Here is a 21,190-nt window from a genome sequence, read left to right as displayed (position 1 = left end):
TCGCCACAAACAGGCTTGAACCTCAGGAACGCGCAAGTTCCAGTAGTTGTTCCCGCCACGCCGCCTTCGCCGGCAACGCCAGAAAGAACTCATTCAACAGCGACTCCCGCGCCGGATAACAGAACGGCGCGCCGCTCAAATCCAGCACCTCCCCGCCCGCGCCTTCCAGCACACCCTGAGCCGCCGCCGTGTCCCACTGCGAAGTCGGCGCCAAACGCGGATAACAATCCGCTGCGCCTTCGGCCAACAAACAAAACTTCAGCGAACTGCCGATATTGGCCAGTTGCAGCTCGCCAAGGCTGGCACTCAACCCGGCCAGCAAGCGCTCCTGCTCCGGGCTGGAATGGCGGCGACTGGCAACCACGGTGAACGATTGACCGGGCGCCAGAACATCACGCACCTGAATCGCCACCGGTGTCCCACCTTTATCGCCGCGCCACGCACCGAGCCCGGCGCCACCGACGTAGAAGCGGCCGTTGGTCGGCATCGACACCACACCGAATACCACCTGGCCGTTTTCGATCAGGGCGATATTGACGGTGAATTCTTCGCTGCCGCTGATGAACTCCTTGGTGCCGTCCAGCGGGTCGACCAGCCACCAGCGCTGCCATCCGGCACGCACGCTTTGCGGGATGTTGGCGTCTTCTTCAGACAGCACCGGAATGCTCGGATCCAGCGCCGTCAGCCCGCCCAGAATCAAATGATGCGCGGCCAGGTCTGCGGCGGTGACAGGCGAGTCGTCCGACTTAGCCGTCACCGCAGTACCTGTGCGCCAGAACGGCAGAATCGCATCACCGGCCTGCAACGCCAGTTCAACCACGGGGGCCATCAAGGGATGTGGAAAATTCATGGCTGGAACACCCCACGCTGGGTCAACAGATCACGGGCCAGATACAGCGCCGCCAAGGCACGGCCCTCGGTGAATTGCGGGTTTTGCGCCAACGCTGACAACTCGCGCAGGTTGACTTTGCCCAGACCCATCGGCTCCGGCTCGTCACCCTCCAGGCGCTCTTCGTAGAGATCGGTGGCCAGCACCACCTGGATTTTCTGGCTCATGTAACCGGGCGACAACGACAACTCGGTCAAATGCTCCAATTGCCGCGCGCCAAAACCGGCTTCTTCCTTGAGTTCGCGCTCCGCCGCCGCCAGCACGTCTTCGCCTGGCTCGATCAGGCCTTTTGGCAGGGACAACTCGTACGCGTCGGTGCCACCGCAATACTCCTCGACCAACACCGCGTGATCGGCATCGAGCATCGCCACGATCATCACAGCGCCATAGCCTGCGCCTTTGCCGACCAAGCGCTCATAGGTGCGTTCCACGCCATTGGAAAAGCGCAGTTTCAGCTCTTCGACGCAGAATAAACGGCTGGTGGCGACAATCTCGCGGGCGAGGATGGTGGGTTTCTGGCGCATGAGCGGCTCCTTGGCGTGAACGCGTTACTATACCCGGCCTATCCTGATTGTTTACCTCGGATATCTTTTTTACCGCTGGAGAAGTTTTTTATGTCCCTGCTGCCCTGGCGCGACATCGACACCGTTCTGCTGGATATGGATGGCACGCTGCTGGACCTGCATTTCGATAACCATTTCTGGCTGGAACATTTGCCCCAGCGTTATGCGGACCTGCACGGCGTGAGCCGGGCCATGGCCGAGATGGAGTTGCAGCCACTGTTCGAACGCAATGCCGGCCAGTTGCAGTGGTACTGCCTGGATTTCTGGAGCGCCGAGCTGAAACTGTCGGTGCGCGACCTGAAACTGGAAACCGCTCATTTGATCGCCCTGCGCCCGGACGCGGACACGTTCCTGGCGGCGATCAAACAGGCAGGCAAACGCGTGGTGCTGATCACCAACGCACACCGCGATTCGCTGTCATTGAAACTGGAAAAAATCGAACTGGCGCCGTACTTCGAGCGCCTGATCAGCTCCCACGATTACGGTTTCCCCAAGGAAAACCCGCAGTTCTGGGATGCGTTACAGGCCGATATCGGCTTCGATCCGGCGCGTAGCCTGTTTATCGACGACACCTTGCCGATTTTGCGCAGTGCGCGGAATTTTGGGGTGGCGCATTTGCTGGCCGTGCGTGAACCGGACAGTCGCAAAGGGCCGAAGGACACGGCTGAGTTCGCGGCGGTGGGGGATTATCGGGATTTGATTGCAGGGCTTTAGACCGAGTTGTCCGCATCGCGGGCAAGCCCGCTCCCACAGGATCTGAGTCGTTCACGATGAATGCGAACGACGCGATTCCTGTGGGAGCGTGGCTTGCCCGCGATGGCCATCACGCGGTTTGAAGACCTACTCAGGAATCCGCAATGTCTGCCCCGGATAGATCTTGTCCGGATGCGACAACATCGGTTTGTTGGCTTCAAAGATCTTGTTGTACTGGTTGGCGCTGCCATACACGGCCAACGATATGGCGCTGAGCGTGTCGCCTTTCTTCACGACAACAAAACGCGCAGCCGCGACTACTGGCCCGGTCACCGTAATCTGATCATCCACGCTGCCGACACCGGCAATGTTGCCCACAGCCAGCAGGATTTTCTCTTTCTCTTCCTGGCTTCCCACCTCACCCGTCACGGTCACTTTGTCGCCATCAACCGTCGCCTGCACATTCGGATTACCCAGGCCGACTTTGCTGATGTGCTCCTTCAACTGCTCACTGGCATTGGCGTTGCCCGGAGTCAGCAAGTCCAGCAACTTTTCGCCCGCCTCTTTCACAAAACTCAAAAGACTCATGGTGCACTCTCCTTGGGATTGGGGTTCCAGACGCAAAAGCCTAGACCACCGCCGACACTTGCGAATCCAACCCGACCAATGACCCCGCTTGCGATAGAATCCAAACCTTCCCGACCTCTGGAGCGAAGATGGACATCAAGCAGCTGAAATTCCTCATCGCTCTCGACGAAACCCGGCACTTCGGGCAAGCCGCTGCGCGCTGCCACATCACCCAGCCGACGCTGTCCATGCGCCTTCGCAGCCTTGAAGAAGAGCTCGACTTGCCACTGGTCAATCGCGGGCAACGCTTCGAGGGCTTCACCGCGCCGGGCGAGCGCGTACTGGCCTGGGCGCGTACCGTGCTGGCCGCTTACGACGGCCTGTACGCCGAGGCGGCAGCCTGTCGCGGCAATCTGGTCGGCACCCTGCGTTTGGGTGTGGTGCCGCTGTCGAGCTTCGATCCGCTGCCACTGCTGCAACGCCTGCACGCCGAACACCCGAACCTGCGCTTCGAGCTGTCAGCGCTCAGCTCCGAACAGATCCTCGAACAACTGGCGAACAACCGTATCGATCTCGGGGTTTCCTACCTGGAACGTCTGGACGGCGAACACTTCGACTCGCTGACCTTCAGCGAAACCCGCATGGGTCTGCTCTACGATCAGCGCTTCTTCAGCTTTGGCGACGCGCCCTTGAGCTGGGAATCGTTGATCGAGCTGCCGCTGGGCATGCTCACCAGCGGCATGCACTTCCGTCAGTCCATCGACCACAACTTCCACAGCCGTGGTCTCACTCCGCAGCCCTTGTTGCAAACCGATGCCGTGCATCAACTGTTACAAGCTGTGCACGGCGGCCTGTGTTGCGCCGTGATGCCATTGGAGGGCGGTCTCGAAGGCCTCACCGAACACTTGCGCCTGCAACCGATCGAAAATGCCCAAACGCTGGGCCGGCTGGGGTTGATCATGCGTCGAAGCGCACCGCGGTCGGCGTTGGCTGAAGCGTGCTTTGCGATCTATCAACAATCGCTACTGGGCGCTTGATCGACGGTATCTATCGGTAGATCAGTAATAGCGATTAGACGCGACAAGTTGCCACGCCTAGTCTTAAAGCTGATCAAACCCGTCGGTGATGCCATGAAAGCCAAGCGCCCTGCCTGCGCGGCGCCTGCCCTCGAAACGCCCGCGCCCTCCGCCAGCCAGACGTACAGCTACAGCAACCTTGAACACTCGGAATCGGACAGCACCGCGCTGGCCGAGGAAGTCGCGCTGGCCATTGCCTACAACGGCATCAGCCAGGCGGTGATGCTGGTTACGCCCACTGACCTCGAAGACTTTATTGTCGGCTTCAGCCTGGGCAGCGGCATCATTCAAGACGCCACCGACATTTATGACCTGCAACTGAGCGGCTCCGGGTCGGCGCAATACGCGCAAGTGACCATCGCCAACCGCGCGTTCTGGAACCTCAAGCAACAGCGTCGGCAACTGGCCGGCACCAGCGGTTGCGGGCTCTGCGGCGTGGAAGCGGTCGAACAGGCGCTGCCAGACCTCAAAGTCCTGCCCGGCGCCCCGCTGCCGCCCGCCGAATGGCTCGACGGCCTGCGCCAGCGCATCGGCGCGTTCCAGCCGCTGGGCCAGTACAGCGGCGCGGTGCATGCGGCGGTGTTCATGAACAGCCAGGGCGAATTGCTGCTCGGCCGTGAAGACATCGGCCGGCACAACGCCCTCGACAAATTGATCGGCGGCCTGGTCCGCCAGAACATTTCGACCGCTGGCGGCCTGGCGATTGTCACCAGCCGTTGCAGCCTCGAATTGATCCAGAAAGTTTTGCGCGCCGGCATCCAAACCCTGGTCAGCCTGTCGTCGCCCACGGGCCTTGCCGTGCAATGGGCCCGTCGCCACAACCTCAATCTCATCCATCTGCCACAGAAAAATGCGCCACGGGTCTACAGCCCGGCTTTGGAGAATCAAGCGTGAGTCAACACCGTCAAGCCGACCAGACACCTGTTCCTCGCTACAAACCCTACAAAGGTCCGGCCGGTGGTTGGGGCGCACTGATCAGCGTCGCCCAGGCCTGGCTCACCAGCGACAACGCGCTGAAAAACCTGCGCATGATGCTCAAGACCAACAAGAACGGCGGTTTCGACTGCCCGGGTTGCGCCTGGGGCGATTCCAATGAAGCCGGCATGGTGGCCTTCTGCGAGAACGGCGCCAAAGCGGTGAACTGGGAAGCGACCAAACGCCGAGTCGACGGCAAGTTCTTCGCCAGGCACAGCGTCACCTCGTTGCTGGAGCAAAGCGACTACTGGCTCGAATATCAGGGCCGCCTGACCGAGCCATTGAGCTACAACGCCGAAACCGATCGCTACCAACCCATCAGCTGGGACGACGCGTTTGCGCTGATCGCCAAACACCTCAAAGGCTTGTCGAGCCCGGATCAGGCCGAGTTCTATACCTCGGGTCGCGCCAGCAACGAGGCGGCGTTTCTCTATCAGTTGTTTGTACGCGCCTACGGCACCAACAACTTCCCTGACTGCTCGAACATGTGCCATGAGGCCAGCGGTGTCGCGTTGTCGCAAAGCGTCGGTGTCGGCAAAGGCACCGTGACCTTCGATGACTTCGAACACGCCGATGCGATTTTCGTCTGGGGCCAGAACCCCGGCACCAACCACCCGCGGATGCTCGAGCCGCTGCGCGAAGCGGTGAAACGCGGCGCGCAAGTGGTGTGCATCAACCCGCTGAAAGAGCGCGGCCTGGAACGTTTCCAGCATCCGCAGCACCCGATCGAAATGCTCACCAACGGTTTCAAAGCGACCAACACCGCGTACTTCCGCCCTGCACTGGGCGGTGACATGGCGATCATGCGCGGCATGGCCAAGTTTCTGCTGCAATGGGAACGCGACGCCCAGAAGGCTGGCGCCCCGGCGGTGTTCGATCACGACTTCCTCAACGAACACAGCGTCAACGTGCTGGATTACCTGGCGGTCATCGACGACACCCCGTGGGAACAAATCGTCGAGCAGTCCGGCCTGCCCCTTGTCGAAATCGAACAAGCGGCACGCATGTACGCCAAAGGCAAGAACGTCATCATGTGCTGGGCGATGGGCATCACCCAGCACCGCCACTCGGTGGCGACCATCCAGGAAATCGCCAACCTGATGCTGCTGCGCGGCAACATCGGCCGACCGGGCGCGGGCCTGTGCCCGGTGCGTGGCCACAGTAACGTGCAGGGCGACCGGACCATGGGCATCAACGAACGTCCGCCGGTGGCGTTCCTCGATGCACTGGAGCGGCGCTTCCAGTTCAAGGTGCCGCGTAAAAATGGCCACAACGTGGTCGAGGCGATCCACGCCATGGCTGAAGGCCGGGCGAAAGTGTTCATCGCCCTGGGCGGCAACTTCGCCCAGGCCACCCCGGACAGCTCACGGACCTTCCAGGCCCTGAGCAATTGCGATCTGACCGTGCAGATCAGCACCAAGCTCAACCGCAGCCATTTGGCTCACGGCAAAGACGCGCTGATCCTGCCGTGCCTGGGCCGTACCGACATCGACCGGCAGACCGAAGGCCCGCAAGCGGTGACCGTCGAAGACTCGTTCAGCATGGTGCATGCGTCCAACGGTCAACTGGAGCCGCTGTCGAACCAGATGCGCTCTGAGCCCGCGATCCTCGCCGGGATCGCCGCTGCGACGCTGGGCAGCCATCCGGTGGACTGGAACTGGCTGGTGGGTGACTACCGCCGCATTCGCGAGCTGATCGCCGACACCCTTCCGAGCTTCAAAGACTTCAACGAGAAGATCAAGAACCCGGGTGGCTTCTATCTGGGCAACAGTGCCGGTGCGCGCAAGTGGAACACCGCATCGGGCCGGGCCAATTTCAAGCCGAACCTTTTGCCCAAGGATCTGATACACGAGCGCACCCGCTCCACGGGCGTGGTGCCGGACCTGATCATGCAATCGATGCGCTCCCACGATCAGTACAACACCACGATTTATGGCCTCAACGATCGTTATCGCGGCGTGAAGGGGCAGCGTGATGTGCTGTTCGTCAACGAAGCCGACATCATTCGCCTGGGCTTCAAGCCGGGACAAAAGGCCGACATCGTTTCGCTGTGGGACGATGGCATTGAACGTCGGGTGAAAGGCTTCACGCTGCTGGCGTTTGATATTCCGGCTGGGCAAGCGGCGGCTTACTACCCGGAAGTGAACCCGCTGGTGCCGCTGGAAAGCACCGGGGACGGCAGCCATACGCCGACGTCGAAGTTCGTGGCGATCCGCTTGGAAGCGGCGAGTGAAACCGGCTTGATCATGGCCAGGTCGGCGTAATGTATCGTTAGTTCTGGCCCTCTCGCGAGCAAGCTCGCTCCTACAGAATTTTTTTGTTGGCCACATCATTTGTGTTCGATAAAAATCCCTGTAGGAGCAAGGTTGCTCGCGATGGCGATAGACGGATTCAACACAGGTTTCAGCATTGACGAAAACTTTCCAATCGCCCACAAAAAAGGCCGTTTTCTAATGAAAACAGCCTTTGCGAAGTAATAAAAGACCGGCGAAAAATCGTTAAGTTCCGCCCAAAAAACAGCAACTTATAGAAATGTGCTGAAGTCGTGTTACTCGTCGGATTTCGATTGTCACACCTCTGACACAGCCTCAGGATCGCGCCGTCATCCCCTTGAGGTTCCTCTATGAAGTTCTCCTCGATTCTCTTGTTGTCCCTTGGCCTGGTCAGTGGCATCGCTTCTGCTGGCGGCACCACCGAAGCAGGTGTGGGCGGCGCATTGGGCGGGGTTTTGGGCTCGGTCGTCGGCCAATCGATTGGCGGCAATACAGGTTCCACCATCGGCGCGGCCCTGGGCGGCGCGGGTGGTAGCGCAGTTGGTGCAGACAAACGCAGCCGTGGCGAAGCCGCCATCGGTGGTGCGTTGGGCGCAGCAGGCGGTAACGTGGTCGGCCGAAGCATGGGCGGCACCACCGGCAGCCTGATCGGCTCCGCAGCAGGCGGCGGCGCCGGTGGCGCGCTGGGTAACTACATGGGCAACAAGAGCGATGATGATGACGACGATGATCGTCGTCGCGACCGTCGCTACTACCGTGACGGCCATCATGACCGTGGCCACCACTACGGCCATCGCAAGCACCACAAGAAATACTACCGCCACCGTCATTGAGGCCGTAACAGGCTCACTGAGCAGTGAAAAAATCGCAGCCCGAGGGCTGCGATTTTTTTTGCCCGCCTTACACCACCAGACGCTCCAGGGCCGCGCGCAACCCGGGCGGAATCGCCACCGGCTGATTTGAAGCGCGGTCGACAAACACATGCACAAAGCGCCCCGCTGCACAGGCCTCGTCCTCTCCCTGCTTGAACACCGCCAACTCGTACTGCACCGAGCTGTTACCGAGCTTGCCGACCCGCAAACCGATCTCGATCCTGTCCGGGAACGCGATGGAAGCAAAGTAATCACAGGCCGAGCTCACCACAAACCCCACCACCTCGCCGTCATGAATATCCAGACCACCGACTTCGATCAGGTAAGTGTTTACCGCTGTGTCGAAGAAGCTGTAGTAAGTCACGTTGTTGACGTGGCCGTAGGCGTCGTTGTCATGCCAGCGCGTGGTGATGGGCTGCAAGTGCGGGTATTCGCTGCGTTGGGGCATCAATGGGCTCCTTTCATGATTTCGAGTGGAGTTTACTGGTCAGCGAATCCCTTACCCACCGCTGCCAACTCCCCGATCAACCGCGCCGGACTCCAGTGATCACCCTGGCGCGTCTCCAACGCCAACAGACGCTGGTGAATATCCGCCAGCCCCTGCTGATCCGCCCAGGCCATCGGCCCGCCCTTGTCCGCCGGGAACCCGTAACCGTTGAGGTACACCAGATCGATGTCGTGGGCCGATCCGGCGATCCCTTCCTCCAGGATCTTCGCGCCTTCGTTGACCAGCGCCAGCAAGCAGCGCTCGAGGATTTCCTCCGTGCTGATCTCACGTCGATGGAACCCCAGCTTTTCGCTGACCTCCAGCACCAGCGCATCGACCTGCGGATCGTGCTCAGCCTGTCGACTGCCCGGCTCATAGTGGTAAAAACCGTTGCCGCTCTTCTGGCCGAAACGGCCCAGTTCACACAGACGGTTATCCACCTGAACCTCTGGCGCATCCTGCCCTACACCCGACAGTTGCCGGGCGCGCCACTGCAGGTCGACACCCACTACGTCGAACATGCGGAACGGCCCCATGGCGAAACCAAAACCTTGCAGCGCCGCATCCACCTGATACGGATAAGCGCCCTCCAGCAACATTTTGCGTGCTTCCAGCACATAGGTATTGAGCATGCGATTGCCGATAAATCCGTCGCAGTTGCCCGCCACCACACTGACCTTGCCCATGTGCCTGCCCAGCGCCAGGGCTGCCTCAATTACCGCCGGAGCCGTCTGGGCGCCACGGACGATTTCGAGCAGTTTCATGATGTGCGCCGGGCTGAAAAAGTGCAGGCCCAGGACTTGTTGCGCACGGCGTGTAACGGCAGCGATGGCGTCGATGTCCAGCGCTGAAGTGTTGCTCGCCAGAATCGCTTCAGGTTTGAGCAGGCCATCCAGCTCGCGGAAGATTGACTGCTTGAGTTCGAGGTTTTCGTAAACCGCTTCGATCACCAGGTCGACGTCACGGATGGCCGCATAATTGGCCGCTACCGTGATTCGGGCGATGCGGGCGTCGGCCTCGGCCTGATCAATACGCGCCTGTCGCACGCTGTGGGCGTAGGTGTCGGCGACGGCAACCAGAGCCTGCTCAAGCATCTGCGGATTGTTATCGACCCATTGCACCGCCACGCCGGCGTTGGCCAGGCACATGACAATGCCACGACCCATGGTGCCCGCGCCGATCACGGCTGCGCGCTGAATGTTGAACGGTGTCTGGCTCATCTCTTGTTCTCTTGTTGGCGATCCAAAGACAGCCCTCACCATAGTCAGCCACCGCGCATTTTTGAAATTTATTCCTGTGATGAGCAACATTCAGCGGATGGATGCACATCAGCCAGACGCTATACAGCCGGCTCCTACAAGGACAGGATTCAGCCTGAGAGATATTGTTCAGCCCAGCTCCGCACGTCGCCATACGGATAATCCTCCAGCACCGCAAACCCCGGAATGGCCCGCGCTTTAAGTTTGGTGAACAGCGGCACACTGATCCCGCACAGAAACCGCGTCACGCGCTCAGCCGAGGGCAGGCTGCCTGTGTGCTGCTCGTGCTTGTGGATAAACCCGCTACACAGCGCCTCGAAGTTTTTATCCACAAGCGCCGGCAACTCCGGCGGTAGCGGGAGCCGTGCAACCTGCCCATGACACACCGAGCAATGCCCACACTGCTGCGGGGCGTTGCTGTCGCCGAAATACTCGGCCAATCGAAAACCCAGGCAACGGTCGGTGGCAAACAAATCCAGCATCGCGTGGATTCGCGCGATCTCGGTTTGTTCGTGTCGGGTGAAACCGGCGTGAAGTTCAGCGCTGAGTGTCTGCGGGTCAAAATCCGTTTTCAGCAGCGTATAGACCTCGGTCATCAACTTGCTTTCAAGCTCGACCCAGCCCTTCTCCTGGAAATAATCCAGCGCCTTGACCACCCGGTTGCGCTCGGCCTGATGTTGCTCGTACAGCGCGTCGAAATTAACCGTGGCCCAGCTCCGCGCACGCTTGGAAGTCTGGATGATCGCCGCGACGAAATCCTTGCGCTCGCCTTCAAAACGGGCCAGCAACGCCTCGGGTTCCTCCAGGTATTTGAAACGGTATTCAGCGTAGTACGCGTAACGCGGGGCAATGATTCCACGCAGCTCCAGCTGCACCAGCAACGTCTTGAGCGGCAGCTGGCGAATGTTGCTGTTATCCGCCAACGGTCCCAACAGAAACTCCCACTCCCCTTGCGGCGCACACGCTTGCAACTCGTCGACGACATGGCGGATGCCGTCGAGCTCAGGGGTATCACCGTAAACAAAGTTTTCCAGCACGTTGAGGCTGTCGCGATTGGCCAGCACCAGGCAATCGGACGGCTGTCCATCACGCCCGGCGCGGCCGATTTCCTGGCTGTAGTTTTCGATGGATTTGGGCAGGTCGAAGTGCACGACGTTGCGGATGTCGCTCTTGTCGATCCCCATGCCGAAGGCGATGGTCGCAACGATGCAATTGGACTGCCCGCCCATGAAGCGTTTCTGGATGCCGTCACGTTGGTCGTGGGGCAAACCGGCGTGATAGGCCTCGGCCTGTATGCCGTTGCGTTGCAGGTGTTCGGCAATGTGCTCGGCGGTTTTCTGCAGGGTGACGTAGACGATGCCCGGCTGCTCGGGACGCTCACTCATCCACTCAACAAGACGTCGGCGTTTGTCCGGACCGCGCACCGGTTCCACCCACAGATTGAGGTTCGGTCGATAGAACCCCGTGGTCACCACGTCATCGGGCGCGATGGCGAATTTCGTCTGCATGTCGACGATCACCTTGGGCGTCGCCGTAGCCGTCAGCAGCAAGACTTGCGGGATGTTGAACTGGCGTTGGTAGTCCGGCAGCTTGAGGTAATCCGGACGGAAATTGTGGCCCCATTCAGAGATGCAATGGGCCTCGTCCACCACCAGCAACGAGATCGGCACCTGCTTCAGGAAGTTGCGGAAACGCTCGTTCTTCAGGCGCTCCACCGAGATCATCAAGATTTTCAGTTCGCCGGACCTGGTGCGGGCCATCACATCGCTGGCGTCATCGCGGCTCTGGGCCGAATCGATACTGCCCGCCGCAATGCCATGACGTTGCAGGAACGCCAACTGATCCTGCATCAATGCCAGCAGTGGCGAGACGACAAGCGTCAGGTGCGGCAACAGCACGGCCGATAACTGATAGCACAGGGACTTGCCGGAACCGGTGGGGAAAATCGCCGCCGCCGAACGCCCCGCCAGCACAGCGCTGACGGTTTTCTCCTGACCGGGTCGAAACTGTGGATAACCGAAAACCTGCTCCAGGGTGTTGTGCATAAGCTGTCACTCCGTTGACTGCTGCGATGAGCAAAGCCTAGCCGGCGATCGCAGCGAGTCGAGAAAAGGTCGGGGCAAAAAACGATACGGGATGATACAGCGGATGCCTTGGAAGAATTGAGGGATGTAGCGACCGTCAGATTGCTATCGCTAGCAGGCTAGCTCCCACACTGGATTTTCGGTGCCCACCAATCCCCTGTGGGAGCTAGCCTGCTAGCGATGGGTCCAGCCCAGTCACCGCAAAACCCGAAATAACCTACAACGTCTGAAGAACCATCAACCACCGCGTAGTCCCTTTCCTCAAACCCCCTCAAAAACCCTACAAAACCTGTCGACCCCAACCGTCTTGTCGCACAGCGCCGCGCCCTTCTATAGTTTCCGGCGCGGCTGAAAACAGTGTCTCGGCCTGCCGGGCACACTTGCCGATTTCGCACAGGACCTACCTCGATGACCACCTCCGCCCCACTGACCGACCGCTACCGCCCACTCAAAACCCGTTACAGCGAAACACCGGTATTGGTCATCGACACCGAAGCCGACCCCTTCGAAATCCTCGACGCCGCCCGCCAACGCATCCGCGCCGCCAGCGACCTGCTCGAAACCCTGTATTGCCTGTGCTTCAAACAGGCCGACACCAGCGACATCCCCAACATCGTCAGCGCGCTTTACCTACTAACCCAGGACGGCAACGACCTGCTCGACATCGCCCGGCAACGCTTGCCGCAACTCACCCTCTAAAGCCACCACAATCCCTTGTAGGAGCTGGCTTGCCAGCGATGAACGATAACGCGGTGCCATGTGGATAATTCCGTCAGCAACGCCCTATCAAAGCTTCGGCAACGTCCTACAAAAGAAGACACCTTGTCGACTATCGCTGACTGGCAACGAACATTTACTGTCCCTGCATCGCTGCAAATTCAGCGATCAGGTTTGGTCACCTGAGAACAACGCACACATGTGTGCCATCATTCGCGCCGCGGACATCTATGTCCTCGTAGTGTTTTGTTATGGCGGCTGTGTGTGGGACGCCCTCGGGCGAGCCGATTTGTTGTTTTCGGTTGACCAAGCCTGCGCACAGTCCGCCTCCTATCGTTTGGTCACGGTGTTGGCGGTTACTAAACAACAAACCGAGTACCTCTTATGCCAACTCTTAATCCGTTTCCAAATCGCTACCGCCCACTCCAAACCAACCTCACCGACACCACCCCGCTAATTATCGACACAGAAGCCAACCCCCAAGACATCCTCGAATCCGCTCTCCAGCGCATTCGCGCGTCCAGCGATCTGCTCCGAACCCTGCACTGCCAGAGCTTCCTCGACGGCGACATCGAAGACATCCCGCACATCACCCACGCGCTCTATCTGCTAACCCAGGACGGCTGCGACCTGCTCAAAGTCGCCCAACAACGCATGCTGAACTGGAAAGCGCCAGTCTGACGCTACTCAGTCAACGCGCTAAAGTGAAATTATTCCGGCTTTTTTAATGTAAAACAGCCGGAATAATGGCAGTTAGCATGCACCTCTTTGAGACATCAGGGCCACTGAAATGGCGCACTCTCCAATTTCCCCGTCGCAGGTTGCCCCATCATTTAAGTGCTATTATTCTGGCAGTTATAGCGCCTTAATGAAGGAATATTGGCACATGGCCAAGAAGACAGCCGCACTCTTGCCCGCCGCTTCCAGACTCCTTTCCGAGTTCGGCGAGCGCCTGAAACTCGCTCGCCTGCGACGCAAGCTCACAGCTAAACAAGTCGCTGAGCGGGCGGGCATGTCACTGATGACATTGCGCTCTCTGGAGTCTGGTGGATCAGGAGTGACCATCGGGGCATACCTGTCGGTGATGCAGGTTCTTGGGCTGGAAAAAGACTTGAGCAAACTGGCGGCAATCGATGAAGTGGGCCGGCAACTGCAGGATGCACAACTCAAACCCAATGCCACCGCCACAACAGACTCGAACCGACGAACTCGCAGAATCAGCGCAGTGAAAAAAACCTCTCCAATGTCTGAAAAAGACAATGGAGTGACTGAAAGTAGTGCCCACACAGCTGATCTGTCCGCTGACTACCCTTTCAACACCCACTCACTGTCCAATCTGTTGACCAAGAAAAAAACCAAGCCCACAACAGGTGAGAAATGACCCGGATTGCGGTGTATGCCGATTGGGAATCCTTGAATGGCCCCAGACGCCTCGGTTTCTTGCATGCCCGGAAGGCTCGCGCCACTGAGGTCTTCGAGTTTGAGTACGACACGGCTGCGCTGGCAGATCCTGAGTTGAACTTCACACCGCTGGACCCTCGGATCGGGCTGTATGAAGGTCGTCAATTCCCTGGACAACATCAAAACCGCTTTGGCGTGTTCGCTGATTCAAGCCCGGATCGCTGGGGGCAGCTACTGATGAAGCGGCGACAGGAACGCGATATTCGCGACGGTTTGGCAGCCAAGGGCAGCAAGCTCTACGAATCAGACTTCCTGTTAGGTGTACATGACCTTTATCGGGTCGGTGCGATTCGCTACAAGCTCAATGACGAAGGCCATTTTCTCGATGGTCGCGATGGCTTGGCCGCCCCGCCTTTCATTGAGTTGCGGGCGCTGGAACAAGCAAGCCGAGCGCTGGAAAATGATCGCGACAACACCTCACTCGACGGTCGCGAGTGGCTGAGAATGCTGATCGCACCTGGAGGTTCTCTGGGTGGTGCTCGCCCAAAAGCCAGCGTCGCGGATGAGCACGGTCACTTGTGGATAGCCAAGTTCCCCAGCACCCGCGATGACTATGACATTGGCGCCTGGGAACTGGTGGTAAATGCCTTGGCCAATCATTGTGGCCTGCGCGTCGCAACCGGTATCGCCCGACGCTACGCCAGTGATCATCACTGCTTCATGGTCAAGCGCTTCGATCGAACGGACCGCGGTGGCCGCCTGCACTTTGCCTCGGCCATGACCATGACGGATCGCGTTGATGGTGACGATGCCTCAGTCGGCGCGAGCTACCTTGAGCTGGCCGAAGTGCTGATGGAACACGGCTCGCAAACCAATGCTGACCTTCGTGAGTTGTGGTCTCGGATTGTGTTCAACATCCTGGTCTCCAACAGCGACGACCACCTGCGTAACCACGGTTTCATCCTTGATCCCGGCCGGGGATGGCGATTGTCTGCCGCCTATGACATGAACCCGGTGGCCCACGCTGACGGCTTGAAGCTAAACATCACCGATACGGACAATGCACTGGATCTGGAGCTTGCCCGGGAAGTGGCGGGGTATTTCCGGATCAATCGTGCGGATGCAGAAAGCATCATCGACAACTTCAAAGAAGTTGTCAGCCAATGGTCCACGCTAGCAGGGGCATTGGGCCTATCAAAACGCGAGCAGGACAATATGGCGCCTGCATTTCGATTAGCGGAGCCTATGCAATGAACCTCGCCCCCAACCTCCCCGACGACCCAACCCTCCATCAACTCATCCAGCTCCTGCACGAAGAACTCGGCTTCCCCGAGCGCAAAGCCATCAGCCTCAACACCTCGATCAATTTCGACCTCGGCTGCAACGGTGCCGACGCACAACACTTGATCGAAACCCTGGAAGAACACTTCACCATCGACTTCGTGGATTTCGACAGCTATCGCTATTTCCAGCCCGACGGCTACGATGTGAATCTAAAGCGCAAAGCCAAGGGACGTGGCGCGAAGGTGCCACTAACCATCGGCATGCTCTACCGGGCTATCAAGGCCCAGCGCTGGGACACGCAGGAGCTTGAAGGGCTGTAACGTCGCGACACCTCTATCTTTAATAGACGAACAGACAAAGCGAATTTGTTACACATGGACGTTTGCCGGCTAATGATCGGCAGCTTACGGTTTGTGAGGGCGTGAGCCCTATCCGATGCAGTTATCCATAACTGCGAAAGGCAAACAAACAGGAGCTGTTTATGCAGGATGCATATTCGATGGCAAAATTTTCTGCTTCATTTTTTATCGGTGCAGTACTTGTTGTTGGCGCCACTGAGGTGCCCGCGGCCAGTCGGGCGGGTGTTTACACGTGCAATGGATGCTATGCGCAAGTCCCCAACCCGGATGATGCGACAAGGGCTGTGCTTCGCCGTGAAGAGAGCCGCTTGAACTCACCTCGCCCTTTCAACTGGAATCCGCAGGGGCTGAAAGTGGGCGACTCAATGGTCGTGTGCAACGTGGCCGTTTGTTCGGAATACATTTGGCGCGGCGGTGACAATTTTGACTCGGGCAACATTGTCTCCAACATCCTGCCACCTGGAGCCAGCGGCACTTATACGGGCGGCGGTGGCGGGAGCAGTAACAGCCGGCCTGTAGGCAACCCTTTTCCGGGCACCGGCACCGGAGGCAACGGCGGCGGGACGGTAACCGTCGGGCCGATTAGTAACCCTGACGGCGGTGGTAATGGCGGGGGGAGTACTAAAAAGCCAATAGCCGAACGAGAGCAGCAATAGGCACAAACGTGGGCAATGGATCGTTGCGCTACCTATGGCAAGAGTCTAATTCGCACCCACAGAAAAGCCGCCTCGAGAGGCGGCTTTTTCATTGCTTCAAACCAACACTTACAACTTAGGACCCGCAGCCTTGATCGCGTCGCTCACTTCGAACTTCTTGAAGTTCTCGATGAACAGGCCGGCCAGTGCTTTGGCGGCTTCGTCGTAGGCGGCTTTATCGGCCCAGGTGTTGCGTGGGTTCAGCAGGCCAGTCTCAACGCCCGGTACGGCCAGTGGCACGTCGAGGTTGATGGTGTCCAGGTGCTCGGTCTCGGTACCGATCAACGCGCCGCTCTGGATCGCTGCGATCACCGCACGGGTGGTCGGGATGTTGAAGCGCTTGCCGACGCCGTAGCCACCGCCGGTCCAGCCGGTGTTGACCAGGTAGACCTTGGAGCCGAAGCCGCGGATGCGTTTGATCAGCAGCTCTGCGTATTCGCCAGCCGGGCGCGGGAAGAACGGTGCGCCGAAGCAGGTGGAGAAGGTCGACTTGATGCCGCTGCCCGAACCCATTTCGGTCGAGCCCACCAGAGCGGTGTAGCCGGACAGGAAGTGGTAGGCCGCTTGTTCTTCGTTGAGGATCGACACTGGCGGCAGCACGCCGGTCAGGTCGCAGGTCAGGAAGATGACAGCGTTCGGCTCGCCGCCCAGATTCTTCTCGGAACGCTTGGCAACGTGCTCCAGCGGGTACGCGGCGCGGCTGTTCTGGGTCAGGCTGACATCAGCGTAGTCGGCGTGCTTGGCGTCATCGATGACGACGTTTTCCAGGACTGCGCCGTGCTTGATGGCTTTCCAGATAACCGGCTCGTTCTTCTCGGACAGGTCGATGCACTTGGCATAGCAACCGCCTTCGATGTTGAAGACAACGCCTTCGCCCCAACCGTGCTCGTCGTCACCGATCAGGTAACGGCTTTCATCGGCCGAAAGGGTGGTTTTACCGGTGCCCGACAGACCGAAGAACAGGGTCACGTCGCCTTCTTCGCCGATGTTGGCAGCGCAGTGCATTGGCAGCACGTCAGCGGCCGGCAGCAGGAAGTTCTGCACCGAGAACATGGCTTTCTTCATCTCACCGGCGTAACGCATGCCGGCGATCAGCACTTTTTTCTGTGCGAAGTTGAGGATCACGCAACCGTCGGAGTTGGTGCCGTCACGCTCAGGCACGCACTCGAAGTTGGCGACGTTGAGCACTTGCCACTCTTCACGGCCAGCCGGGTTGTACTGAGCCGGGTTGATGAACAGGCAACGACCGAACAGATTCTGCCAGGCAGTCTGGGTGGTCATCTTCACGGCCAGGTAATGATCTTCGGCTGCACCTACATGCACGTGGGAAACGAAATGCTCTTGCGCGTTGTTGAACGCCTCAACACGGTCCCACAAGGCATCGAACTTGTCGGCCGGGAACTTGCGGTTGATCGGGCCCCAGGCGATGGCGCCTGTGGTGGACGGCTCGTCAACGATGAAACGATCGACTGGCGAACGGCCGGTACGGTGACCGGTACGAACAACCAGTGCGCCGGTATCGGCAAGCTCGCCTTCACCGCGGTTGAGGGCTTCTTTAACCAGATCATCAACACTCAGATCGGTGTACACGGCGTTATTGGCTTGCGTCATGAGGTTCCCCGTCGGCCAGTGGCCGAGTGCTCCAAACGTTTTTGTAGTAGAAAGTCGTGCACTACTACCGCGAAAAAAGTGGGCCGGATTATGCCAGAAAAGCCCAAAAAGAGTAGGCCCCTCCTGTCGTAACGGCGTTATTCCGGCACTAACCAGTGAATTTACCTGCGCTGAACCGTTTTAGTGACGGGTATCTGACGGCGTCTCGACACCCGCACCGGCGAACAATTGAGTGACATCGGCGGCGTCGAACAGGTACTGCTGATTGCAAAACTGACAGTCGATCTCGATTTTGCCACCGTGCTCGACCACCAGGTTTTGCGCGTCTTCCATGCCCAGACTGACCAGCGCATTGGCCGAACGTTCGCGTGAGCAGCTGCAACGGAAGCGCAGTTTTTGCACATCGAACAGTCGCACCTGCTCTTCGTGGTAAAGACGATGAAGGACGGTTTCGTTGTCCAGGCTCAGCAATTCATCGGCAGTCAACGTCCCGCTCAACGCGGTGAGGTGCTGCCAGCTGGCGGCGCGTTCTTCTTCGTCTTTCAGGCGGTCGGCGGGCAGTTGCTGCAGCAACAGGCCACGGGCGCGACGGCCATCGGCGCAGAGCTTGATGCGCGTGCCGATCTGCTGGGACATGACGAAGTAGTTGGTGAAGCAGTCGGACAGCGTTTCGCCGTCCAGATCGACCACACCCTGGTAGCGCTGGCCTTGTTTCGGGTCGATGGTCAACGTCAGCGAACCGTCGGGCATCAGGTCGGCCAGGGTGGCGTCGGGGGCAATGCGGTCGGCCTCGTAACGGGCCAGGCCCCGGATGTCGCGCTCGCTGGAGCATTCGATCATCAGCAACGGGATCGGGCCTTCGGAGCGGGCCTGAAGGATCAGCAACCCGTCGAATTTCAAGGTGCCGACCAGCAACGCCGCAGCCGCCATCAGTTCGCCGAGCAGCTGCGCAACCGGCTCCGGATAGGCGTGTTTGGCCAGGACCTCAGCGTAGCTGAGCTCCAGCGAAACCATCTCGCCACGGGTGTCGCTGTCATCAAAGATGAAGCGTTGGGTGAAGTCGTTATCCGGTAGGTCGGTCATAAGTCTGGGTATCTGAAGTGGTGACAAAAGTGGTTACAGAATTCGAGGTTACGCCTTGGCCATAAGGTCGTGCTGTCTGGTTATGGCTTAGAGGCCGGCGACGGTGTGCGCTTTACGACGAATGGCACATGCACGGCAGGCGAATTACCTCATATGGCTACGCAAAGGCGCAATTACAAGTCTTCGCCGGTTTGGAACGATCGGCGGACGGGTCAATCATTCGTTGCTGCTACCACGAAACTTGAACAGATCACGCCGCTGTTTCTTGCTCGGCTTGCCATCCGTGCTCACACCCAGGGCACCCGCCTTGCGCTCGGCGGCGGCGTTTTCGCGCTTGGCGAGGCTGGCCTCGGTTTCGGCGTACAGCGTCTGCGCTTCCGGCGCACCACGGCGCACAATCGACAGCGCCCGAACCACCACCGTGCGTTCCTCAAAACCGGCGCGGATAACGAATTCATCGCCAATGCGTGGCTCTTTGCCAGGCTTGCAGCGCTCGCCCCGGCAATGCACTTTGCCACTTTCAATCGCCGCTTTGGCCAAGGCACGGGTTTTGTAAAACCGCGCGGCCCACAACCATTTATCGAGGCGGACTTTGTCGTCCTCATCGTTTTTTTGTGCCATGGGATTTCCTCATTCTGAAATATTGGTGAACTGTACTACCGTTCTGTCGTACCAAGAATTACTCCGTCCCGGACTACAATGCTGACATTCCATAACCTCCTTGCGGGGCTGGAAATCCGGGCCGTAGATATCTGTCGCCTTTTAACCATTATTCTGCGTGAATACCGCGAATTCGGCCGCCTGCGGCCACCGTGGTTTCTGCCGGTTGAGCCATTTTGAAGACATTTGACCATTTGACCGTTGTCGGTCTGCGCGAGTGGGTGGCGCTCCCGGATTTGGGAGTGGCCGGCCTTCGGGCAAAAATCGACACCGGCGCCAGCACCTCCAGCCTGCATGCCACCGACATCGAGACGTTCGAGCGCGATGGCGGCCAGTGGGTGCGTTTCACCGCGCACCTGGGCACGGTGGTGCAACTGCGTCACCGTCGCTGCGAAGCACCGCTGGTGACAAGAAAAACCATTAAAAGCTCCAACGGTCACGCGCAGGTGCGATACGTGATCAGTACCACCCTGGCCCTCGGTGATCGGGTCTGGCGGGTCGAGTTCACCCTCGCCTGCCGCAAGTCCATGCGTTATCGCCTGTTACTCGGTTCCAAAGCCCTGATCGATGGCCAACTGGTGGTCAATCCGGGCATCAAGTATGTACAAGACAAGCCGGTGTTCCCGGTATCTACCTCCTCCACAGGTGTTGCATGAAGATCGCTGTGCTGTCGCGGAACCCGCGTCTGTATTCCACCCGCCGCCTGGTCGAAGCCGGTACCGAACGCGGCCATGAAATGGTGGTGGTCGATACCCTGCGCGCCTACATGAACATTGCCAGTCATAAACCGCAGATCCACTACCGCGGCAAGCCGCTGGAAGGATTCGATGCGGTGATCCCGCGGATCGGTGCATCGGTTACTTTCTATGGCTGCGCGGTGTTGCGTCAGTTCGAAATGATGGGGGTGTATCCGCTCAACGAATCGGTGGCCATCGCCCGCTCGCGGGACAAGCTGCGTTCGCTGCAATTGCTTTCACGCCGGGGCATTGGTTTGCCGGTCACCGGTTTTGCCCACTCACCGGATGACATTCCCGACCTGATCGAAATGGTCAACGGCGCGCCACTGGTGATCAAGGTGCTGGAAGGCACCCAGGGCATCGGCGTGGTGTTGTGTGAAACCGCCACGGCGGCAGAGTCGGTGATCGAGGCGTTCATGGGCCTCAAGCAAAACATCATGGTCCAGGAGTACATCAAGGAAGCCGGCGGCGCCGACATTCGTTGCTTCGTGGTGGGCGACAAGGTGATTGCGGCCATGAAGCGCCAGGCCAAACCCGGCGAATTCCGCTCCAACCTGCATCGCGGTGGTAGCGCCAGCCTGATCAAGATCACCCCGGAAGAACGTATGACCGCATTGCGTGCGGCCAAGGTCATGGGCCTCTCGGTGGCGGGTGTGGATATCCTGCGCTCCAATCACGGGCCGCTGGTGATGGAAGTGAACTCCTCGCCGGGGCTTGAGGGGATCGAGACCACCACTGGCAAGAACGTGGCGGGGATCATCATTGAGCATCTGGAGAAGAATGGCGGGCCGAATATGACCCGGACCAAAGGCAAAGGCTAACGCCAAACTTTTGTGGCGAGGGGGCTTGCTCCCGCTCGGCTGCGTAGCAGTCGCAAGAGGGGGGCCCCCCGGCCCCCAGCGGGA

22 protein-coding genes are annotated in these 21,190 nt (G+C 59.2%); 13 read left to right on the top strand and 9 right to left on the bottom strand.

Annotation, left to right across the window (positions count from 1 at the left end):
- Positions 1–22: 22 nt before the first annotated feature.
- Positions 23–850: a 3'(2'),5'-bisphosphate nucleotidase CysQ gene (gene cysQ, locus M5G20_RS06795; RefSeq protein ID WP_273918493.1), complete on the bottom strand. Its 828-nt coding sequence runs from the start codon at positions 848–850 to the stop codon at positions 23–25.
- Positions 847–1,413 carry an ADP compounds hydrolase NudE gene (gene nudE / locus M5G20_RS06790; RefSeq protein WP_273918492.1) on the bottom strand — a complete coding sequence of 189 codons (567 nt, stop codon included), beginning with the start codon at positions 1,411–1,413 and terminating at the stop codon, positions 847–849. Before nudE ends, cysQ begins: the two co-directional genes overlap by 4 nt.
- Positions 1,414–1,503: 90 nt before the next feature.
- On the opposite strand from nudE, the gene yrfG reads away from it, so the two are divergent.
- Entirely contained in the window at positions 1,504–2,166 is a 663-nt protein-coding gene (gene yrfG, locus M5G20_RS06785) for a GMP/IMP nucleotidase (protein WP_273918491.1), read from the top strand.
- 126 nt (positions 2,167–2,292) lie between these two features.
- Here the strand turns inward: yrfG and lysM are convergent, their stop codons facing one another.
- A complete protein-coding gene (lysM, locus tag M5G20_RS06780; RefSeq protein ID WP_075947144.1) occupies positions 2,293–2,733 on the bottom strand; it encodes a peptidoglycan-binding protein LysM in 441 nt (146 codons plus the stop codon).
- 128 nt (positions 2,734–2,861) lie between these two features.
- Between lysM and M5G20_RS06775 the strand changes: the two genes are divergently transcribed.
- From M5G20_RS06775 to M5G20_RS06760, 4 genes are all read left to right on the top strand, one after another.
- Positions 2,862–3,749: a LysR family transcriptional regulator gene (locus tag M5G20_RS06775; RefSeq protein ID WP_273918490.1), complete on the top strand. Its 888-nt coding sequence runs from the start codon at positions 2,862–2,864 to the stop codon at positions 3,747–3,749.
- 93 nt (positions 3,750–3,842) lie between these two features.
- Positions 3,843–4,682 (top strand): formate dehydrogenase accessory sulfurtransferase FdhD, encoded by an 840-nt coding sequence (gene fdhD, locus M5G20_RS06770; protein WP_273918489.1) that lies wholly within the window; start codon positions 3,843–3,845, stop codon positions 4,680–4,682.
- Entirely contained in the window at positions 4,679–7,027 is a 2,349-nt protein-coding gene (locus tag M5G20_RS06765) for an FdhF/YdeP family oxidoreductase (protein WP_273918488.1), read from the top strand. Before fdhD ends, M5G20_RS06765 begins: the two co-directional genes overlap by 4 nt.
- Before the next feature lie 359 nt (positions 7,028–7,386).
- Positions 7,387–7,869: a glycine zipper domain-containing protein gene (locus M5G20_RS06760; protein ID WP_075947140.1), complete on the top strand. Its 483-nt coding sequence runs from the start codon at positions 7,387–7,389 to the stop codon at positions 7,867–7,869.
- A 67-nt stretch (positions 7,870–7,936) separates the two neighbouring features.
- Here the strand turns inward: M5G20_RS06760 and M5G20_RS06755 are convergent, their stop codons facing one another.
- The 3 genes from M5G20_RS06755 to M5G20_RS06745 form a co-directional block, all read right to left on the bottom strand.
- The gene (locus M5G20_RS06755; RefSeq protein WP_273918487.1) at positions 7,937–8,356 is read right to left on the bottom strand and encodes an acyl-CoA thioesterase; all 420 of its coding nucleotides are present in this window, start codon (positions 8,354–8,356) and stop codon (positions 7,937–7,939) included.
- A gap of 32 nt (positions 8,357–8,388) precedes the next feature.
- Positions 8,389–9,615, bottom strand: a complete 1,227-nt coding sequence (locus M5G20_RS06750; protein ID WP_273918486.1) for a 3-hydroxyacyl-CoA dehydrogenase — start codon at positions 9,613–9,615, stop codon at positions 8,389–8,391.
- A 149-nt stretch (positions 9,616–9,764) separates the two neighbouring features.
- Positions 9,765–11,699 (bottom strand): RecQ family ATP-dependent DNA helicase, encoded by a 1,935-nt coding sequence (locus tag M5G20_RS06745; protein WP_273918485.1) that lies wholly within the window; start codon positions 11,697–11,699, stop codon positions 9,765–9,767.
- 447 nt (positions 11,700–12,146) lie between these two features.
- Here M5G20_RS06745 and M5G20_RS06740 point away from each other — a divergent pair, with 447 nt between their 5' ends.
- The 6 genes from M5G20_RS06740 (at position 12,147) to M5G20_RS06715 (ending at position 16,155) form a co-directional block, all read left to right on the top strand.
- Complete coding sequence (locus tag M5G20_RS06740; protein ID WP_273918484.1) at positions 12,147–12,437, top strand: hypothetical protein; 291 nt, start codon at positions 12,147–12,149, stop codon at positions 12,435–12,437.
- Positions 12,438–12,839: 402 nt separating this feature from the next.
- Positions 12,840–13,136 (top strand): hypothetical protein, encoded by a 297-nt coding sequence (locus M5G20_RS06735; protein ID WP_273918483.1) that lies wholly within the window; start codon positions 12,840–12,842, stop codon positions 13,134–13,136.
- Between the two features lie 205 nt (positions 13,137–13,341).
- Complete coding sequence (locus M5G20_RS06730; protein ID WP_273918482.1) at positions 13,342–13,836, top strand: helix-turn-helix domain-containing protein; 495 nt, start codon at positions 13,342–13,344, stop codon at positions 13,834–13,836.
- Positions 13,833–15,110, top strand: a complete 1,278-nt coding sequence (locus M5G20_RS06725; RefSeq protein WP_273918481.1) for a type II toxin-antitoxin system HipA family toxin — start codon at positions 13,833–13,835, stop codon at positions 15,108–15,110. Before M5G20_RS06730 ends, M5G20_RS06725 begins: the two co-directional genes overlap by 4 nt.
- The gene (locus tag M5G20_RS06720; protein WP_273918480.1) at positions 15,107–15,460 is read left to right on the top strand and encodes a DUF1493 family protein; all 354 of its coding nucleotides are present in this window, start codon (positions 15,107–15,109) and stop codon (positions 15,458–15,460) included. Before M5G20_RS06725 ends, M5G20_RS06720 begins: the two co-directional genes overlap by 4 nt.
- A 161-nt stretch (positions 15,461–15,621) precedes the next feature.
- Positions 15,622–16,155, top strand: a complete 534-nt coding sequence (locus tag M5G20_RS06715; RefSeq protein ID WP_273918479.1) for a hypothetical protein — start codon at positions 15,622–15,624, stop codon at positions 16,153–16,155.
- 108 nt (positions 16,156–16,263) lie between these two features.
- On the opposite strand, the gene M5G20_RS06710 is transcribed toward M5G20_RS06715, so the two are convergent.
- The 3 genes from M5G20_RS06710 to M5G20_RS06700 all read right to left on the bottom strand — a co-directional run bounded on the left by M5G20_RS06710 (position 16,264) and on the right by M5G20_RS06700 (position 19,509).
- A complete protein-coding gene (locus tag M5G20_RS06710; RefSeq protein WP_273918478.1) occupies positions 16,264–17,805 on the bottom strand; it encodes a phosphoenolpyruvate carboxykinase in 1,542 nt (513 codons plus the stop codon).
- Positions 17,806–17,985: 180 nt separating this feature from the next.
- Positions 17,986–18,888 (bottom strand): Hsp33 family molecular chaperone HslO, encoded by a 903-nt coding sequence (hslO, locus tag M5G20_RS06705; protein ID WP_273918477.1) that lies wholly within the window; start codon positions 18,886–18,888, stop codon positions 17,986–17,988.
- A gap of 216 nt (positions 18,889–19,104) precedes the next feature.
- A complete protein-coding gene (locus M5G20_RS06700; protein ID WP_273918476.1) occupies positions 19,105–19,509 on the bottom strand; it encodes an RNA-binding S4 domain-containing protein in 405 nt (134 codons plus the stop codon).
- 215 nt (positions 19,510–19,724) lie between these two features.
- On the opposite strand from M5G20_RS06700, the gene rimB reads away from it, so the two are divergent.
- Both rimB and rimK read left to right on the top strand, forming a co-directional pair.
- The gene (rimB, locus tag M5G20_RS06695) at positions 19,725–20,204 is read left to right on the top strand and encodes a retropepsin-like aspartic endopeptidase RimB (protein ID WP_056852107.1); all 480 of its coding nucleotides are present in this window, start codon (positions 19,725–19,727) and stop codon (positions 20,202–20,204) included.
- Positions 20,201–21,106, top strand: coding sequence for a 30S ribosomal protein S6--L-glutamate ligase (rimK, locus tag M5G20_RS06690; RefSeq protein WP_150735939.1), 906 nt, complete (start codon positions 20,201–20,203; stop codon positions 21,104–21,106). The genes rimB and rimK overlap by 4 nt, the downstream gene beginning before the upstream one ends.
- Positions 21,107–21,190: the final 84 nt, after the last annotated feature.

Source organism: Pseudomonas sp. TNT2022 ID1044 (assembly GCF_028656895.1).
Lineage (GTDB): Bacteria > Pseudomonadota > Gammaproteobacteria > Pseudomonadales > Pseudomonadaceae > Aquipseudomonas > Aquipseudomonas reinekei.
This window is presented reverse-complemented; position numbering and strand designations above follow the sequence as displayed.

Coding starts and splice junctions, on each gene's coding strand:
- cysQ (WP_273918493.1), bottom strand. CDS start 850: ATGAATTTTCCACATCCCTTGATGGCCCCCGTGGTTGAACTGGCGTTG.
- nudE (WP_273918492.1), bottom strand. CDS start 1,413: ATGCGCCAGAAACCCACCATCCTCGCCCGCGAGATTGTCGCCACCAGC.
- yrfG (WP_273918491.1), top strand. CDS start 1,504: ATGTCCCTGCTGCCCTGGCGCGACATCGACACCGTTCTGCTGGATATG.
- lysM (WP_075947144.1), bottom strand. CDS start 2,733: ATGAGTCTTTTGAGTTTTGTGAAAGAGGCGGGCGAAAAGTTGCTGGAC.
- M5G20_RS06775 (WP_273918490.1), top strand. CDS start 2,862: ATGGACATCAAGCAGCTGAAATTCCTCATCGCTCTCGACGAAACCCGG.
- fdhD (WP_273918489.1), top strand. CDS start 3,843: ATGAAAGCCAAGCGCCCTGCCTGCGCGGCGCCTGCCCTCGAAACGCCC.
- M5G20_RS06760 (WP_075947140.1), top strand. CDS start 7,387: ATGAAGTTCTCCTCGATTCTCTTGTTGTCCCTTGGCCTGGTCAGTGGC.
- M5G20_RS06755 (WP_273918487.1), bottom strand. CDS start 8,356: ATGCCCCAACGCAGCGAATACCCGCACTTGCAGCCCATCACCACGCGC.
- M5G20_RS06750 (WP_273918486.1), bottom strand. CDS start 9,615: ATGAGCCAGACACCGTTCAACATTCAGCGCGCAGCCGTGATCGGCGCG.
- M5G20_RS06745 (WP_273918485.1), bottom strand. CDS start 11,699: ATGCACAACACCCTGGAGCAGGTTTTCGGTTATCCACAGTTTCGACCC.
- M5G20_RS06740 (WP_273918484.1), top strand. CDS start 12,147: ATGACCACCTCCGCCCCACTGACCGACCGCTACCGCCCACTCAAAACC.
- M5G20_RS06735 (WP_273918483.1), top strand. CDS start 12,840: ATGCCAACTCTTAATCCGTTTCCAAATCGCTACCGCCCACTCCAAACC.
- M5G20_RS06730 (WP_273918482.1), top strand. CDS start 13,342: ATGGCCAAGAAGACAGCCGCACTCTTGCCCGCCGCTTCCAGACTCCTT.
- M5G20_RS06725 (WP_273918481.1), top strand. CDS start 13,833: ATGACCCGGATTGCGGTGTATGCCGATTGGGAATCCTTGAATGGCCCC.
- M5G20_RS06720 (WP_273918480.1), top strand. CDS start 15,107: ATGAACCTCGCCCCCAACCTCCCCGACGACCCAACCCTCCATCAACTC.
- M5G20_RS06715 (WP_273918479.1), top strand. CDS start 15,622: ATGCAGGATGCATATTCGATGGCAAAATTTTCTGCTTCATTTTTTATC.
- M5G20_RS06710 (WP_273918478.1), bottom strand. CDS start 17,805: ATGACGCAAGCCAATAACGCCGTGTACACCGATCTGAGTGTTGATGAT.
- hslO (WP_273918477.1), bottom strand. CDS start 18,888: ATGACCGACCTACCGGATAACGACTTCACCCAACGCTTCATCTTTGAT.
- M5G20_RS06700 (WP_273918476.1), bottom strand. CDS start 19,509: ATGGCACAAAAAAACGATGAGGACGACAAAGTCCGCCTCGATAAATGG.
- rimK (WP_150735939.1), top strand. CDS start 20,201: ATGAAGATCGCTGTGCTGTCGCGGAACCCGCGTCTGTATTCCACCCGC.